This window comes from Pseudomonas sp. S3_B11 (assembly GCF_054667715.1).
In genome coordinates this window covers 1,389,150-1,405,553 of sequence record NZ_CP162749.1, presented here as the reverse complement: position 1 = coordinate 1,405,553, position 16,404 = coordinate 1,389,150, and the positions used below count along the sequence as shown (strand labels likewise).

Annotated in this window: 12 protein-coding genes; 3 read left to right on the top strand and 9 right to left on the bottom strand. The window is 62.5% G+C overall.

The features are described from left to right. Nucleotides 1-131 precede the first annotated feature (131 nt). A complete protein-coding gene (gene csrA, locus AB4O22_RS06595; protein ID WP_003179932.1) occupies nt 132-326 on the top strand; it encodes a carbon storage regulator CsrA in 195 nt (64 codons plus the stop codon). 193 nt (nt 327-519) lie between these two features. Here csrA and AB4O22_RS06590 read toward each other — a convergent pair whose 3' ends face one another. The 3 genes from AB4O22_RS06590 to AB4O22_RS06580 form a co-directional block, all read right to left on the bottom strand. Next, on the bottom strand, nt 520-975 hold the full coding sequence (locus AB4O22_RS06590; protein WP_460096008.1) for a DUF2214 family protein: 456 nt from the start codon (nt 973-975) through the stop codon (nt 520-522). 199 nt (nt 976-1,174) lie between these two features. Then, complete coding sequence (gene cysS / locus AB4O22_RS06585) at nt 1,175-2,557, bottom strand: cysteine--tRNA ligase (protein ID WP_003203662.1); 1,383 nt, start codon at nt 2,555-2,557, stop codon at nt 1,175-1,177. A 21-nt stretch (nt 2,558-2,578) separates the two neighbouring features. Continuing rightward, the gene (locus AB4O22_RS06580) at nt 2,579-4,276 is read right to left on the bottom strand and encodes a glutamine--tRNA ligase/YqeY domain fusion protein (protein WP_363808094.1); all 1,698 of its coding nucleotides are present in this window, start codon (nt 4,274-4,276) and stop codon (nt 2,579-2,581) included. A gap of 249 nt (nt 4,277-4,525) precedes the next feature. On the opposite strand from AB4O22_RS06580, the gene AB4O22_RS06575 reads away from it, so the two are divergent. Both AB4O22_RS06575 and lpxH read left to right on the top strand, forming a co-directional pair. Next, nucleotides 4,526-5,029, top strand: coding sequence for a peptidylprolyl isomerase (locus AB4O22_RS06575; RefSeq protein WP_003203665.1), 504 nt, complete (start codon nt 4,526-4,528; stop codon nt 5,027-5,029). Further along, the gene (gene lpxH, locus AB4O22_RS06570) at nt 5,026-5,775 is read left to right on the top strand and encodes a UDP-2,3-diacylglucosamine diphosphatase (protein WP_003203667.1); all 750 of its coding nucleotides are present in this window, start codon (nt 5,026-5,028) and stop codon (nt 5,773-5,775) included. The genes AB4O22_RS06575 and lpxH overlap by 4 nt, the downstream gene beginning before the upstream one ends. 151 nt (nt 5,776-5,926) lie before the next feature. On the opposite strand, the gene AB4O22_RS06565 is transcribed toward lpxH, so the two are convergent. From AB4O22_RS06565 to AB4O22_RS06540, 6 genes are all read right to left on the bottom strand, one after another. Then, on the bottom strand, nt 5,927-7,456 hold the full coding sequence (locus tag AB4O22_RS06565) for a DHA2 family efflux MFS transporter permease subunit (protein ID WP_003203669.1): 1,530 nt from the start codon (nt 7,454-7,456) through the stop codon (nt 5,927-5,929). A 139-nt stretch (nt 7,457-7,595) separates the two neighbouring features. After that, complete coding sequence (locus tag AB4O22_RS06560) at nt 7,596-8,792, bottom strand: HlyD family secretion protein (RefSeq protein ID WP_003203671.1); 1,197 nt, start codon at nt 8,790-8,792, stop codon at nt 7,596-7,598. Nucleotides 8,793-8,807: 15 nt separating this feature from the next. Beyond that, nucleotides 8,808-10,277 (bottom strand): efflux transporter outer membrane subunit, encoded by a 1,470-nt coding sequence (locus AB4O22_RS06555; RefSeq protein ID WP_013693786.1) that lies wholly within the window; start codon nt 10,275-10,277, stop codon nt 8,808-8,810. Continuing rightward, nucleotides 10,274-10,747: a MarR family winged helix-turn-helix transcriptional regulator gene (locus AB4O22_RS06550; RefSeq protein WP_013693787.1), complete on the bottom strand. Its 474-nt coding sequence runs from the start codon at nt 10,745-10,747 to the stop codon at nt 10,274-10,276. Before AB4O22_RS06550 ends, AB4O22_RS06555 begins: the two co-directional genes overlap by 4 nt. Before the next feature lie 224 nt (nt 10,748-10,971). Beyond that, nucleotides 10,972-14,658, bottom strand: a complete 3,687-nt coding sequence (locus AB4O22_RS06545; protein ID WP_460096006.1) for a translocation/assembly module TamB domain-containing protein — start codon at nt 14,656-14,658, stop codon at nt 10,972-10,974. Beyond that, entirely contained in the window at nt 14,655-16,382 is a 1,728-nt protein-coding gene (locus AB4O22_RS06540) for an autotransporter assembly complex protein TamA (protein ID WP_003203680.1), read from the bottom strand. Before AB4O22_RS06540 ends, AB4O22_RS06545 begins: the two co-directional genes overlap by 4 nt. Between the last annotated feature and the right edge of the window lie 22 nt (nt 16,383-16,404).

Genomic DNA, 16,404 nt, shown 5'->3' with positions numbered 1-16,404 from the left:
TGGGAATTAATGCTGCATCTGTACGTCAGAAAGAGGCACCCACATTGTGACACTTAGCACTAATCTATAAGCAGTACCGACATCTGCACTGTCTGAATCAGGTGCCCTATAAAGCAATCAAGGAGAACACCATGCTGATACTCACCCGCAAAGTCGGTGAAAGCATAAACATTGGTGACGACATCACGATCACCATTCTGGGCGTTAGCGGCCAACAGGTCCGGATCGGCATCAACGCCCCGAAAAACGTTGCGGTGCATCGCGAAGAGATTTACCAGCGTATTCAGGCGGGCCTCACTGCCCCCGACAAGCCGCAAACTCCCTGAGCCTTGCTGCAGTCCGTAGCCAGCCCGTTTGCATCGCCGCAATGGCTGGCTAAAGATTCTGGTCGACCGTGTCTTACCCTGCCCATCCCACTTCTTTTCGTCCAGCCCGTTGAACCGATACTAATGACATGGCGCTTAGCATGGCTGTCAGACGTTTCGTTTTAATGATGACGAAGCGGGCGTTCGCGGCCGGTCAACCCAGGCTCACGCCCCGCGCCATGCCCGTGGCGGCGATCATCATCAAGATCAGCAACAAGGCTTCGATGTGGCTGATCCGTGCAAACCGGCCGGCTTTCGAAGGATCGATCGCAGCCCCTTTGCCCAGCGCCATCCGCCATTTGATCAGGGCGATCATTTGCGCGATCTCAAGCAACAGGATCAGCAGGAGCAAGGTCATCTTCAGGTGAAACAGCGGTTGGTGCAGGTAATAATCCGTACCTTTTTCGTACCCGCCAAACGCCCGCATCCCACCAGTCACCAACAACACCAGCGCCGATAGGCCCCACAGGTTGTCAGCGACCAAGACACTCCGAACCGCATCCACACCGCTCGCCAGGCGTCGCAGTGCCGTGCCGCGCGTCAGCACCGCCCAGAACCCGAGGGCGAAGGCCAGCAGATGAATTGCCGCGAGAGACCAATGAGCCAACATGGAAGAACCCTGTCAGAGAGAACGTCGAATCGACCTGACAGTACTAGCTCATAAAACAATGATTGCCAGGCCGGCCACAAAAAATGTGGGAGCGAGCTTGCTCGCGATGGCGGTGTATCAGTCGACAACAATGTTGTCTGACATTCCGCTATCGCGAGCAAGCTCGCTCCCACAGGGGTATTGCGAGCTTTAGAAGATCTTAGTCCGCCAGACGCCAGGTCGTGCCGCCCTTCCCATCTTCCAGCACCACGCCCATGGCGGTTAGCTGGTCGCGGATCCGGTCGGACTCGGCCCAATCCTTGTTGGCGCGCGCAGTCAGGCGCGCCTGGATCAACGCCTCGACTTCGGCGGCGTCCACGCGGCCTTCGGCACCAGCCTGCAGGAAGTCATCGGCTTCGAGCTGCAACACACCCAGTACGCTGGCCAGTTCTTTCAGGCGGGCCGCCAGACCGGCCGCCGCATTGAGATCGCTCTCACGCAGGCGGTTGATCTCACGCACCATCTCGAACAGCACCGCGCACGCTTCCGGCGTGCCGAAGTCGTCGTTCATCACTTCAGTGAAACGCGCCACGAACGCTTCGCCACCGGCAGCCGGCACGCTCGGCAGGCCCTTCAACGCGTGATAGAAACGCTCCAGGGCACCCTTGGCGTCCTTGAGGTTGTCTTCCGAGTAGTTGATGGCGCTGCGGTAATGGCTCGACACCAGCAGGTAACGCACGACTTCCGGGTGGTACTTGTCGAGCACGTCGCGGATGGTGAAGAAGTTGTTCAAGGACTTGGACATCTTCTCGCCGTTGATCCGGATCATGCCGCAATGCATCCAGGCGTTGGCGTAGGTCTTGCCGGTGGCCGCTTCGCTCTGGGCGATTTCGTTTTCGTGGTGCGGGAACTCCAGGTCGCTGCCGCCGCCATGAATGTCGAAGGTCTCGCCCAGGCAGCAGGTGGACATCACCGAGCATTCGATGTGCCAGCCCGGACGCCCGGCGCCCCATGGCGATTCCCAGCTCGGCTCACCCGGCTTGGCGCCCTTCCACAGCACGAAGTCCAGCGGGTCTTCTTTCGACTCGTCGACTTCGATACGCGCGCCGATGCGCAGGTCTTCGATCTTCTTGCGCGACAGCTTGCCGTAGCCCATGAACTTGGCAACGCGGTAGTACACGTCGCCATTGCCCGGTGCGTAGGCGTAGCCCTTGTCGATCAAGGTCTGGATCATGCTCAGCATGCCAGGGATGTGGTCCGTGGCACGGGGCTCCAGGTCCGGCTTGAGGATATTGAGGCGCGCCTCATCCTCGTGCATGGCCTTGATCATGCGCTCGGTCAGCGCATCGTAAGGCTCGCCGTTTTCGCGGGCACGGTTGATGATCTTGTCTTCGATGTCGGTGATGTTGCGCACATAGGTCAGGTCATAACCGCTGAATCGCAGCCAGCGGGTTACCAGGTCGAAGGCGACCATGCTGCGACCATGACCAATGTGGCAGTAGTCGTACACGGTCATGCCGCAGACGTACATGCGGACCTTGTTGCCATCCAGCGGCTTGAAGACTTCTTTGCTCTTGGTGAGCGTGTTGTAGATCGTAAGCACAGGGTTTCCCTTAAGACTTGATCACTGACCCCAGGAGTCGCGCAAGGTCACGGTACGGTTGAATACCGGAGCACCGGGTTTCGAGTCCTTGATATCCGCGCAGAAGTAACCTTCGCGCTCGAACTGGAAACGGTCTTCCGGCTGTGCGTTGCCCAGCGAAGGCTCGGCACGACAACCAGTGAGTACTTGCAGGGAGTCAGGGTTGATGTTGTCCAGGAAGCTGGCGCTGTCTTCGGCCTTTTCCGGGTTCGGCGAACGGAACAGGCGATCGTAGAGGCGCACTTCGCACTCGACGCTGGCGGCGGCCGGCACCCAGTGGATCACGCCCTTGACCTTGCGACCTTCCGGGTTCTTGCCCAGTGTGTCGGGATCGTACGAGCAACGCAGTTCGACGATGTTGCCGTCGGCGTCCTTGATGGCCTCGTCGGCGCGGATCACGTAGCTGCCACGCAGGCGCACTTCGCCAGCAGGCTCCAGGCGCTTGTAGCCTTTTGGCGGCTCTTCCATGAAGTCTTCACGGTCGATATAGATTTCCCGGGCAAACGGCAGGACGCGCACGCCCATGTCTTCTTTCGGGTGGCGCGGCAGTTCGAGGTTCTCGACCTGGCCTTCCGGGTAATTGGTGATGACTACTTTCAGCGGACGCAGCACGCACATGGCGCGCGGGGCGCTGTGGTCGAGGTCGTCACGGATGCTGAATTCCAGCATGCCGAAGTCCACCACGCCGTCGGAACGGTTGGTGCCGACCATTTCGCAGAAATTGCGGATCGACTTGGGGGTGTAGCCGCGACGACGGAAGCCCGACAGCGTCGACATGCGCGGGTCATCCCAGCCGTTGACGTGCTTCTCGTCCACCAGTTGCTTGAGCTTGCGCTTGCTGGTGATGGTGTAGTTCAGGTTCAGGCGGCTGAATTCGTACTGGCGCGGGGTGGCCGGCACCGGCAGGTGCTCGAGGAACCACTCGTACAACGGACGATGGCTTTCGAACTCCAGGGTGCAGATCGAATGCGTGATGCCTTCGATGGCGTCCGACTGACCGTGGGTGAAGTCATAGTTGGGGTAAATGCACCATTTGTCGCCGGTCTGGTGGTGATGGGCGTGACGGATGCGGTACATGATCGGGTCGCGCAGGTTCATGTTCGGCGAAGCCATGTCGATCTTGGCACGCAGCACCCGAGCGCCGTCCGGGAACTCACCGGCGCGCATACGGGCGAACAGGTCCAGGTTCTCTTCCACGCTGCGGTCACGGAACGGGCTGTTCTTGCCCGGCTCGGTCAGGCTGCCACGGTATTCCTTGGCCTGCTCGGGGGTCAGGTCGCACACGTAGGCGTTGCCGGCCTTGATCAGTTCCACTGCCCAGTCATGCAACTGGTCGAAATATTGCGAGGCGTAGCGCACCTCACCGGACCATTGGAAGCCCAGCCATTTGACGTCGCTTTCGATCGCGTCGATGTATTCCTGGTCTTCCTTGGCCGGGTTGGTGTCGTCGAAACGCAGGTGCGTGACGCCGCCGAACTCCTGGGCCAGGCCGAAATTCACGCAGATCGACTTGGCATGGCCGATGTGCAGGTAGCCGTTGGGTTCTGGCGGGAAGCGAGTGACGATCTGTGTGTGCTTACCCGAGTCCAGGTCCGCCTGGATGATCGGGCGCAGGAAGTTGACCGGCACGGCCGGGCCGGTCTTGGAATTCGAGGTAGGGTCGACAGTGGGCTTGCTCATAGGATCCTTGAACAGACAAGTGCGCGGCCGGGTGCGGCCTGATAAATCAAAGCCCGTATCATAGCCGATGCTGTCAAGCAGCTGACAGGCCAGGCCGGCAAACGATTGAATTTAATCGACGGCCAGATGAAAAACAGCCTCGAAATTCGTGCCCGGCACGCTAAACTGCCCAGCCTGGCCGATTACAGCCAGACCGGTTGCGGGCAGTGAAGCCCCGAAACCCACGAATTCCTTGAAAGAGTACCGATCATGAGCAAAGTCAAACTGACCACCAACCACGGCGACATCGTCCTGCAACTGAACGCCGAGAAGGCACCGCTGACCGTTGCCAACTTCGTCGAGTACGTCAAGGCCGGCCATTACGAAAACACCGTGTTCCACCGCGTCATCGGCAACTTCATGATCCAGGGCGGCGGTTTCGAGCCCGGCATGAAGGAAAAGAAAGACAAGCGCCCAAGCATCCAGAACGAAGCCGACAACGGCCTGCCGAACAAAAAGTACAGCGTTGCCATGGCCCGTACCATGGAGCCGCATTCGGCCTCCGCGCAGTTCTTCATCAACGTGGCGGACAACAGCTTCCTGAACCACAGCGGCAAGACCACCCAGGGCTGGGGCTATGCAGTGTTCGGTGAAGTGATCGAAGGCACCGACGTGGTCGACAAGATCAAAGGCGTTTCCACCACGTCCAAGGCCGGCCACCAGGATGTCCCGGCAGAAGACGTGATCATCGAGAAAGCCGAGATCATTGAGTGATATTGCTGATTTCAGACTTGCATCTGGAAGAGGAGCGCCCGGACATCACCCGGGCGTTTCTGGATTTACTCGCCACACGCGCCCGCTCGGCGCAAGCGTTGTACATTCTGGGCGACTTTTTCGAAGCCTGGATCGGCGACGATGCCATGACGCCGTTCCAGCGTTCCATCTGCCAGGCCCTGCGCGAATTGAGCGACAGCGGCACGGCCATCTTCCTGATGCACGGCAATCGCGACTTCATGCTGGGTCAGGCCTTTTGCAAAGCGGCCGGCTGCACCCTGCTCAAGGACCCGAGTGTCGTGCAGTTCAATGGCGAGCCGGTGCTGCTGATGCACGGCGACAGCCTCTGCACCCGCGACGAAGGCTACATGAAGCTGCGGCGCTGGCTGCGCAACCCGGTCACGCTGTTCGTCCTGCGGCACCTGCCGCTGGGCAGCCGCCAGAAGCTGGCGCGCAAACTGCGCAGCGAAAGCCGCACGCAGACACGCATGAAAGCCAATGACATCGTCGACGTCACGCCCGAAGAGATCCCACGGATCATGCAGCAATACGGCGTGAAGACCTTGATCCACGGCCACACCCATCGGCCCGCCATCCACAAGTTGCAACTGGGCGAACACGCCGCCCGGCGCATTGTGCTGGGGGATTGGGACAAGCAAGGCTGGGCGTTGCAGGTGGACGAACAGGGGTTTGCGTTGGCGCCGTTTGGGTTTGGTAATGCGCAGTTGGCGTTGCCAAGCACCTAAAGACCGCAGATCTCCTTTGTGGGCGCGAGCCTGTGGGAGCAAAGCTTGCTCGCGATGAACGATGACACGGTCTTGCAGTTGAACCATGTCGCCTGCATCGCGGGCAAGCCTTGCTCCCACAGGTACGCTCCCACAGGGTGTTGTGTGTGGATCAATGCCCCGCCGATGCAGGCCCAGCCTTCGCCGCGAACGGCGGCTTCGCCAGCCACACCAGCACGATCAACCCCATGAACGCCCAACCCAGCAGCGTGAAGTAATCCACGGTGGAGAGCATGTACGCCTGGCTGTTGAGGACCTGCTCGAGCCGGGCATAGGCCGGGGCACTCGCACCACCGAGTTGGTTGAGTGCTTCGCGGGTGGCCGGCTCGAAAGTGCTGATGCTTTCGCTCAGGTAGGCGTGATGCTGGTCGGCCCGGCGGATCCAGATCCAGGTGGTCAGGGACGCGGCAAAGCTGCCACCCAGGGTCCGCAGGAACGTCGCCAGCCCCGCGCCGTCGGCAATCTGGTGCGGCGGCAGGTCCGACATCAGGATGCTCAGGGTCGGCATGAAGAACAGCGCCACGCCGATGCCCATGAACAACTGCACCATCGCAATGTGCTGGAAATCCACCTCGTTGGTGAACCCGGCCCGCATGAAGCAGCTCAGGCCGATGGCCAGGAACGCCAGCCCGGCCAACACGCGCAGGTCGAACCGGTGGGCGTACTTGCCGACGAAAGGCGACATCAGCACCGGCAGGATACCGATGGGCGCCACCGCCAGCCCGGCCCAGGTCGCGGTGTAGCCCATCTGGGTCTGCAACCACTGCGGCAGGATCAGGTTGATGCCGAAGAACCCGGCGTAGCCCCCCACCAGCACAATGGTGCCGATGCGAAAGTTGCGATAGGCGAACAGGCGGAGATTGACCACCGGGTGACGGTCGGTCATTTCCCAGATCACGAACACCGCCAGGGCAATGATCGAAATCAGCGCACCGATGATGATGAAGTTCGACTCGAACCAGTCCAGGTCGTTGCCTTTGTCGAGAATCACCTGGAGCGCGCCAACGCCAATGATCAGCGTGATCAACCCCACGTAATCCATCGGTTGATGGCTGGTGACCACCGGCCGCGCCTTGAGCTGCTGTTGCACCACGAGCGCGGCGAAGACGCCGATGGGCACGTTGATGAAGAAGATCCACGGCCAGCTGTAGCTGTCGGTGATCCAGCCGCCGAGGATCGGCCCGGCAATCGGCGCCACCACCGTGACCATCGCCAGCAACGCCAGGGCCATGCCGCGCCTGGCCGGCGGGTACACGGCAATCAGCAAGGTCTGGGTCATCGGGTACAACGGCCCGGCCACCAGCCCTTGAAGTACACGAAAGCCGATCAGCTCCGGCATCGAGGTGGAAATACCACACAAGAACGACGCGAGCACGAACAGCATCGTCGCCCACAAAAACAGTTTCACCTCGCCAAACCGCCGGCTCAGCCAGCCGGTAAGCGGCAAGGCGATGGCGTTGCTCACCGCGAACGAGGTGATCACCCAAGTGCCCTGCTCCGAGCTGACACCCAGGTTGCCGGAAATAGTCGGCAAGGCAACGTTGGCGATGGTGGTGTCGAGCACTTGCATGAACGTCGCAAGCGACAGCCCGATGGTGCTGAGCAACAGGCTGGGCGGCGTGAAAGACGCGTTATTGCTCATTGCGAAATCCTATGAAGCGAAGGTGGCGAAATCCCTTAGGGCAAGACACAAACCCTGTGGGAGCCAGGCTGTTGGCTGTGTGGGAGCAAAGCCAACAGCCTTGCTCCCACAGGTTTCAGAGGTTGGCCTGCAATTGCGATCAGCGCTGCACGGTCTTGCTCGCCACCGCACTGTTGTCGTGGATCAGGCGGGCGATCATCGCGTCGGCATCGGTCAGCTGCTGGTCGTAGACCTGGGTGCTGAACGAGGCTTTCTGCGGTGGCTGCTGGGCCAGTACCGGGCCGCTCTGGTCGTGCAGGTCGACACTGACCAGGGTCGACAGGCCGACCCGCAGCGGATGCTTGGCCAGCTCCTGGGCATTGATGTGAATGCGCACCGGCACCCGCTGGACGATCTTGATCCAGTTACCGGTGGCGTTCTGCGCCGGCAGCAAGGCAAATGCGCTGCCGGTCCCGGCGCCGAGGCTGTCGATGGTGCCGCTGTACTTCACATCGCTGCCGTACAGGTCGGCTTCGATGTCCACTGGCTGGCCGATGCGCATGTCGCGCAGTTGGGTTTCCTTGAAGTTGGCGTCGATCCACAGCTGATCCAGCGGGATCACCGCCATCAACGCCGTACCCGGCTGCACCCGTTGGCCCAGTTGCACGGTGCGCTTGGCGACATAACCGGTGACGGGTGCGATCAAGGTACTGCGGGCGTTGGCCAGGAAGGCCTGGCGCAGTTGCGCGGCGGCGGACTGCACATCGGGATGGGACGACACCACGGTATCGTCCACCAAGGCGCTGGTGGTCTTGAGCTGTTGCCGGGCATTGGCCAAGGCGTTCTGCGCCGAGGTCAGGTCATCCCGGGCGTGAGACAGTTCCTCCTTGGAAATCGCCCCGCCGGCCGCCAGGTTCTTGCGTCGGCTGTAGTTTTCCTGGGCCTTCTGCACTTCGGCCTCTTGCGCATTGACCTGCGCCCGCATGCCATCGACGTTGCTGTACAAGCCACGCACCTGGCGCACGGTCCGGGCCAGGTTGGCCTGGGCACTTTGCAGCCCGACTTCGGCATCGTTCGGGTCGAACTGCACCAGCACCTGGCCTTCACGCACCAGGTCGCCGTCGTCGGCCCCGATGCTCACCACGGTGCCAGTGACCAGCGGTGTGATCTCCACCACGTTGCCGTTCACATAGGCATCGTCGGTGCTTTCGCTCCAGCGGCCATACAGTTCGTGCCAGGCCCAGACGCCCAGGCCCGAGAGAATGACCAGCAGCGCCAGTGTCAGCAGCATGACCTTGCGCTTGCGTGGGTTGCCGTCCTGCGCATGTTCGGATTGAGTCGTTTCGGCAGTCGCCATGACAAGTACCTCGAATCAGTTATTTGGCGTGGTAGCGGCCGGGGTGGCCGCCGCCAGGGTCTGGGCCTCGAAACCGCCGCCCAGGGCCTGCATCAGTTGGATCGACAAATCGATCTGGTCGGCATTCAGGTTCGCCAGTTGGCGCTGGGCCTGGAGCAATTGCTGCTCGATGCTCAGCACGTCCAGGTAATTACCGATGCCCGAGCCGTAGCGCTGGACCACCGTGTCGTAGGAGCTCTGTGCAATATCAGTGGCATGTTGCTGGGCGCCGATCTGGCGAGCGATGTCACGCAATTGGTTGATGGTGTCGCTGACATCGCCAAGGGCCGTGACCAGGCTCTTGTTGTATTGCGCCACCGCCAGGTCGTAATCGGCGTCCCGGGCATCCAGGTCCGCCCGCAAGCGGCCGCCATCGAAGATCGGCAGCGACACCGTCGGCGCCACATTGAAGAAGCGGCTGGCCGAACCGAACATCGCATCGCCCAGCAACGACCGGGTTCCGGCGGCTGCGCTCAAGTTGAGATTGGGGTAGAAGTTGGTCTTGCCAGCCTCGATGTTCTTGCTCGCCGCCTCGACCCGCCAGCGTGCCGCGACCAGGTCCGGACGCCGCCCCAGCAACTCGGCCGGCAGGTTCGATGGCAAGGCGACCGCGCTGGCTTGCAGCACGTTGGGCCGGGGGATTTCATTGCCGCGGTCCGGCCCCTTGCCCAGCAACACCGCCAGGGCGATCTTGGCGCTTTGCAGGCGTTTCTCTGCGTCGATCAGGGTTGCATCGGCGCTGGCTTCCAAGCTTTCGGTCTGCTGGAACTGATATTCGCTGTCGATCCCGGCAGTGAGGCGGCGCTTGCCCAGGTCGAGCATCTGCCGGGTGCGCTTGAGGTCCTCTGAGGCCAGGTCATAAATGATGTGGGCCTGGCCCAGGTCGCTGTAGGCCCGGGCCACGTCGGCGGCCAGGGTCAGTTGCGCAGCCTGGCGATCGATCTCGGCGGCGCGGGCCTGGCCGAGGGCGGCTTCCCAGGTGGCACGCTGGCCGCCCCAGAGGTCGAAGTTGTAATTGAAGTCCACACCTAACGTGCGCAGGGTGCTGTACGCCCCGCCCTGCCCTTGCGGGTCCTGGTCACGGGACAGGCGCGAACGGCTGGCACCACCGCTGGCATCGAGGGTCGGCAGGCGCGCCGCGTTGGCGGCATAGGCGGCGGCACTGGCCTGATGGACCCGGGCGCTGGCGATCTGCATATCCGGGCTATCGCGCAGGGCTTCACGAATCAGGCCATCGAGTTGCGGGTCGCCGAGGCTCTTCCACCAATCGCTTTTCGGCCACGCGGCCTGCGACAGTGTGACACCGTTCAGCGATTGCCCAGCCTTGAGGCTTTGGGCCTCCAGGCTGACGCCTTCGGTCTTCAGGCCGCTGTAGCTGGCACAGCCAGCCAGGCTCATGGCCAGGACAACCAGGCTTAATCGGGTACGCAAGGTTCTACGCTTCATTTTTCCCCCATTCGCGACACGGTGATGGGGTCACCGGCGGCGAGCAGAATTTTCTTGAGGATCTGTTCGAGGGTTTGCAGCTCCTCGGGGCTGATGGCGCCGGCCAACTGGTTCATGGCTTCGGCACCGATAAACGGCAGGCGATCGGCGAGGGCCTGGCCGGCTTCAGTCAGCACCAGGCGCACTTGCCGGCGGTCCTGGGCGGAGCGTTCACGGGCCAGGAAACCTTTCTGCTCCAGGCGATCGAGCATCCGCGTCATCGAGCCGCTGTCCAGGGACAGGTAACGACACAGCTCGGCCGGCGTCTCGATGCCGTACTGGGCCATGATGATCAACACCTTGAACTGCGCGGCGGTGATGCCGACAGGTTCCATGTGAGTGTCAATGATCCGATCCTTGAGCAGCGCGGTGCGGCCGAGCAGCATGCCGAGATGGCAATTGTGAAAGTTGTCTGGAGTGAAATGCTTCATCTGACCACCGTTTGCTGCCTAGGCAGTGAATGTATGTCGAGATATTACTGCTTAGGCAGCAAATGTCAATCGAATAGTTAGCTTGCTATTCACATGAAGTGTGTGGGAGCTGGTCCTGTGGGAGCAAGGCTTGCCCGCGATAGCATCACCTCGGTTCGACTGATAGACCGAGTTGCCTATATCGCGGGCAAGCCTTGCTCCCACAAAGGGGGGTTCGGGGAAGGTTAGAAATCGCGCTTGTAGAAGATGTCCAGCGAGCTGGCGACGCCGCTCGCGGCTTCGAGGTAGACCTTCTTGCTGAGCTTGTAGCGCAGGGCGATAGTGTTGGCCGGTTCGAACACCCCGACGCCGTAGCGCAGGCTGAGTTTTTCCGACAGGTTGCCGCTGGCGACCACGCTGGTGGCATTGCCGCTGCCCTGGGTGTCGAGCTGGAAATCCTCGATCCCCAGGTTATTGGCCAGGCTGGTGGTCACCCCCGAGCTGCCCATCAACCCCAGGCCCAGCGCTGCCTGGGCGAGCATGTTGTTGTCCTCGCCGGTGGTGCTCAGTGGCCGGCCCAGCACCAGGTAGGACAACGCCTGTTCCTGGCTCATGGCCGGTTCCGAGAAGATTTGCGTGGTCGGTTGCTCGGCGCTGCCGCTCAAGCGGATGCCGGCGATCACGTCATCGGTCTGGCGGATCGCTTCGATGTCCAGGTAGGGCTGGTCGATGGGCCCGGCGAACAGCAGCCGCGCCCGCCGCACCGTCAGCCGTTGCCCGTAGGCCCGATAACGACCGTCGTTGAGCCAGAGCTCGCCGCGGGTGTCCATGTTGTCGCCGATGTGAACCTGGCCCTGCACGTTGGCGGTCAGGCCGAAACCCGAGAACGCGAGCTTGTCCTGGCCGACGATCACGTCGATGTCCATCGCCATGGCCAGCGGCGCCTTGCCCTCTTCGGTCTGGTGGCCGACGATCACCGTGTCATCCGAAACCTTGACGGTGGACGGCGGCAGTTCGCGGATGGTGATCTCGCCTTTGGGCACCAGGACCTTGCCGGCAATGGAAAGCCGCTCACCGTGCATGGTGATGTTCAGGTCGGGCGCCACGTCGAGCACCGCATAAGGCTCGACGGTGACTGGCAGTTGCGAACCCTTGAGGGCCAGGTTCATGGTCAGGGCGTCGCCCCAGCCGATGTTGCCGTTCAGGCTGCCCTGCCCGCTCTTGCCACTTTTCCAATTGCCATTGAGCTGCACCGCTTCGCCGGTAATCGCTGCCCGCATCTGCAAGGCTTCAAGGCTGACCGGCAGTTCCGGGCCAGACACTTCACCGTCGCTGAGCACCAGGTTGCCGTTGACCTGGGGCGCAAGCAGACCACCAGACAAGGTTCCGCTGCCGTTCAGGTGACCGGTGAGGGTTTCCACCATCGGCACGAATGGCCGCGCCACGGACAGGTCCAGGCCGGTCAGGCGGAACGAGCCGCTGATGGGTTTGCTGGCCGGTATGGGGTTGATTTGTGCCTGGAGCATCAGTTCGCCGAGCCTGGCGCCGACGAAATTCAGGTCGGTGTCGATGCGCTTGGGGGTCAGGCGGCTGTTGAGCGTCAGGGTCTGGTAGGGGAAGTCCAGCCATTGCGCCTTATCGCCCTCCTTGTCCCGAATCCGTAAAGTACCGCCGCTGGCGTCCACCAGGATCCGGCCATTCGGACCGCTGGCCGGCAGGTCCAGTTGCAGGTCCGCGTTGAGCCGGCCCTGCCAGGCAAAATCCTTGGGCATCCACTGGGCCAGGCTTTCGATGGGGAACTGCTTGAGGTGATAGCGCAACTTCGGTTCCGGCATCAGCCGCTGGTCCTCACCGCACAGGCTGGCCTCGCCTGAACGCCAGCAATGCGCGCCGACGTTGAGCGTGCCATCGGCCAGGCGCTCCAGTTTAGCCGGGGCTTGCAGGCGCCAGGCTTGACCGCCGGCCTGCACGTCGCCGCTGGCCAGGCGCCCGCGCCAATTGCCTTGGTCGAGCGCGCCATCGAGTGCCAGGGTCGTGTCGAGCTGCGGCCCTTGCAAGTCGAGGTTGAGTGCTTGCCGTTTGATGTCGCCCTGTCCGCTGACCGTCAGCACGCCCAGTGACGTTTCGCCGGCGCGGATACCGCTGGCCTTGAGGTCGAGCTTGCCGCGCTGGGCGCTGTCGAGGATCGCATCCAGGTTCAGGCTTTGCAGGCGGTTGTCCTGGAAGGCCAGTTGCGTGCCTTGCAGGCCGAGCTTGCCTTGGGGGGCTTTGAGCGTGCCGGCCACGTCGACACGGCCGACGACTTGGCCGCGCAATTGCGGCCAGAGCTGAGCCAGGCGTGCGAGCTTGATGTCGATCTGGCCGGTCAGCTTCTCTTGCAGGCTGCCGCTGCCGTTGATGCGGTTATCCCCCAGGCGAATATCCAGCGCGCTGAGCTTCCACTGCTCGCCAGCGCCGCTGGCCTTGGCCTGGAACACCGCGGGCTGGCCACGCAGTTTGCCCTTGAGGTCCAGGTCCGCGTCGAGATCGAGGCGATCGTTCTTCATCATCCCTTTGCTGCGCAACGGCCCGGCCAGGGTCCCGGGCAGTTCGCCAAGCCAATACGCCGGGTTGATGGCCGACAGTTGCAGCGCCGTGTCCCAGGCAATGCCCTCGGCAAATTGCAGGCTCAGGTGCCCTTCGGCCTTGCCCTGCCCCGCCGCGAGCTTGAGCTGCGGCAAATGGATTTGCGTCAGGTCGCCACTGAACGGGCTGCCCAGGCTGAAGGCCCCGGCGGGTCCGTCCAGCGCGGCCTGGAAGTTGCCCAGGTATTGGCCATCGGTGTAGGAGACTTCGCCGTCGAAGCTGCGCAGCGTCACCTGTGGCTCGTCGATCAGCGGATAGAGGCGATGCCAGGGGAAATCCAGCCAGGCGACTTTCGCCTCGGCGCGCAGGCCTTCGCGCCAGTCCAATTGGCCGCTGAGTTTCAGGCTTTGCTGATCGCCGGCATCCAGATCCAGGCCAGCGATCTGCGCGCCGTTGGCGTCCACCGTGCCTTGCAGCAACAACGCCACCGGCCCTTTTTCGGCGGGCAGCGTCGCCTTGCCGAGCAGTTGATAGCCGTTTTTCAGATCGCCTTCGCCGGTCAATTCCAGTTGATTGAGCAACAACGTGTCGGGCAAATCGGCACTGGCCTTGAAGCCGTTGGCGGTGATGCGCACCTTGGCGGGCAGGTTGTCCGCCAACGGTTGCAGCTCACCGCTCAACTGGCCTTGCAGGTAACCGCTGCTGTCGGCCTTGAGGTTGAGGGTCTTGAGCAGGTTGCCGTCGACTTTCAGGTCCAGGGCCCAGGGCGTTGCGCCCGGCGCCGGCAAGGTCAACCGGCCCTCGGCGTTCAACGGCCAGTCGCCGCCCGGCTTCAGCAGACCGGAGAGTTTCAGGCTCAGCTCATCGCGCTGCAACTGCACCGAATCGATCTGCATGCCCGCGGCGGTCCAGTGGGCAACCAATTGCAGGCCCTTGAGCTGCTCGCTGCCGTTGAACGACAGGCTGCCGACCTGCACGTCGCCCAGTTCGATGGCGAGTGGCAAATCCAGGTCCGGCAAGCTGATCGGGCCGCTGCTCGGCTCATCGGCAGAGGCTGGCAATTGCAAGGCGACCTGGTCGGCCTTGAGCTGTTCGATGCACAAGGTCATGCGTGCCAGGCACAGCGGCGACCAGGCGAATATCAGCCGATCCACTTCCACCCGACTGGCGTCCTGCTGCCACAGCAGGTGATCGGCGCTCCACTGCCCGCCCAGCCGCCCCTGGAAATTCTCCACGGTCAGCCCCGGCACCAGGCCGAGGGCCCAACGGCTGCCGAATGCCGTGCCCAGCACCACGCTCAAGGCCAGCACGAGCGCCACCAGCACCCCGGCGAGCGCCAGCAGCGTTATCTTCAAACCACGCGTCACAGCTCAGGCCCCATGGAAAAGTGCAAGCGGATACCACCGTCGTCGTCCATCGCATGGGCCAGGTCGAGGCGAATCGGACCCACCGGCGAAACCCAGCGCACGCCGACGCCTACGCCGGTCTTGAGGCTCGGCAGTTCAAGGCTGTTGAACGAGTTGCCCTGGTCGATGAACGTCGCCACCCGCCATTTTTCCGCGATTGAATATTGATACTCGAGGCTGCCGGCGACCATGTAGCGACCACCGATACGGTCGCCCTCGGCGTTTTCCGGCGACAGGCTCTGGTAGTCGTAACCCCGCACGCTCTGGTCGCCACCAGCAAAAAAGCGCAGGGACGGCGGGATGGATTTGTAGCCATTGGTGGCGCTGCCGCCGATCTGCGCACGCGCCAGCAAACGATGCTTGTCGAACACCGTGGTCAGGCCCTTGACCATGGCGGTGCCGTATAAAAGGTTGTTGTCCGAGCCGAGCCCTTCCTTGGCGACCTTGGTGTCGAACTGCAAGCGGTAACCGTTGTGCGGATCGATGCGGTTGTCGCTGCGCAGGTAGGAATAGCTGAGGCCCGGCATCAGCAGTGTGCTCAGGCCCGCATCGTCGCCGAGGCGATATTCCTCGCGCTGCCACTTGAGCGACACCACCCGCTGCCAGCCGCTGGGCAACTTGCTGTGCCATTCCGGGCCCACGGTGAGCAGTTTGCTGAGGCTGTCGGTGCCGGCCAGTTCTTCATATTGATAACCGCCGGCGTAACGTATCTTGTCGGTCAGCGGCGGATCCAGCGGCACGTCGTACCACAGGCCGACGTTCTGCCGGGGCGCCGACACTTCCGCTTCCCAGCCATAACTGTGGCCCTGGGGGTTGACCCAGTGACGCGTCCAATTGGCTTTGACCCGTGGGCCGACATCGGTGGAAAAACCCAGGCCCAGGCCCATGGTGCGCGGCTTGCGCGTGTCGAGCTTGACCGCCACCGGGATCACGTTGTCAGTGGCCGCCGTCGGTGCGGCATCCACCCGGACGCCTTCGAAATAACCGCTCGATTGCAGGGCCTGGTTGAGCTCTGCAATGAGTTCGGAGTCGTACGCCGTGCCGGCCTTGAACGGCACCATGCGCTGCAGCAGATCTTCGTCGAACGGCGTATCACCCTCAAAACTCACCGGGCCCAAGGCATAGCGCGGGCCGCTGTCGTAAATCAGTTCGATGTCGGCAATGCCCGCCTGGGGGTCAACCAACAGCTTCTGCTGGGTGAAACGCCCGCTGAAAAAACCATAGCGCGAGGCCTGGTTCTGGATGATTCGCTTGGCGTCTTCGTAGCGCCCATGGTTGAGCACCGCGCCGGGCTTGAGGGCGGCGTTGCTGGGTACGCGAAAGGCTTTGAGCGATGCCGCCGGGCCATCAATGCGCACGGTGACGTTGCGCAAATGCACAGGCTCGCCGGGGTCGATGGTCAGCACCAGGCGTGGGTCCTTGCCGCCCTTGACCTCACTGTCGATCTGCGGCTGGTAGTAGCCCAACGCCTGGGCGGCCTTGCGCGCCTGCTCCTCGGCACCACGGCTGAAGCGCAGCAAGGCCTCCTCGTCACGATCACCCACGCCGCCGATGTAACCTTCTACGTTGGCCTTGAGTTCATCGTTGGACGGCTTGACCCGTACTTCCAATTCGCTGTTTGCCAGCGCTGCGCAACTGAGAGACAGCAGGAGCGCGCCACTGGTCATTCTTCCTGGGAGGTTCATGGCGCGGATGCTATCACGAGCG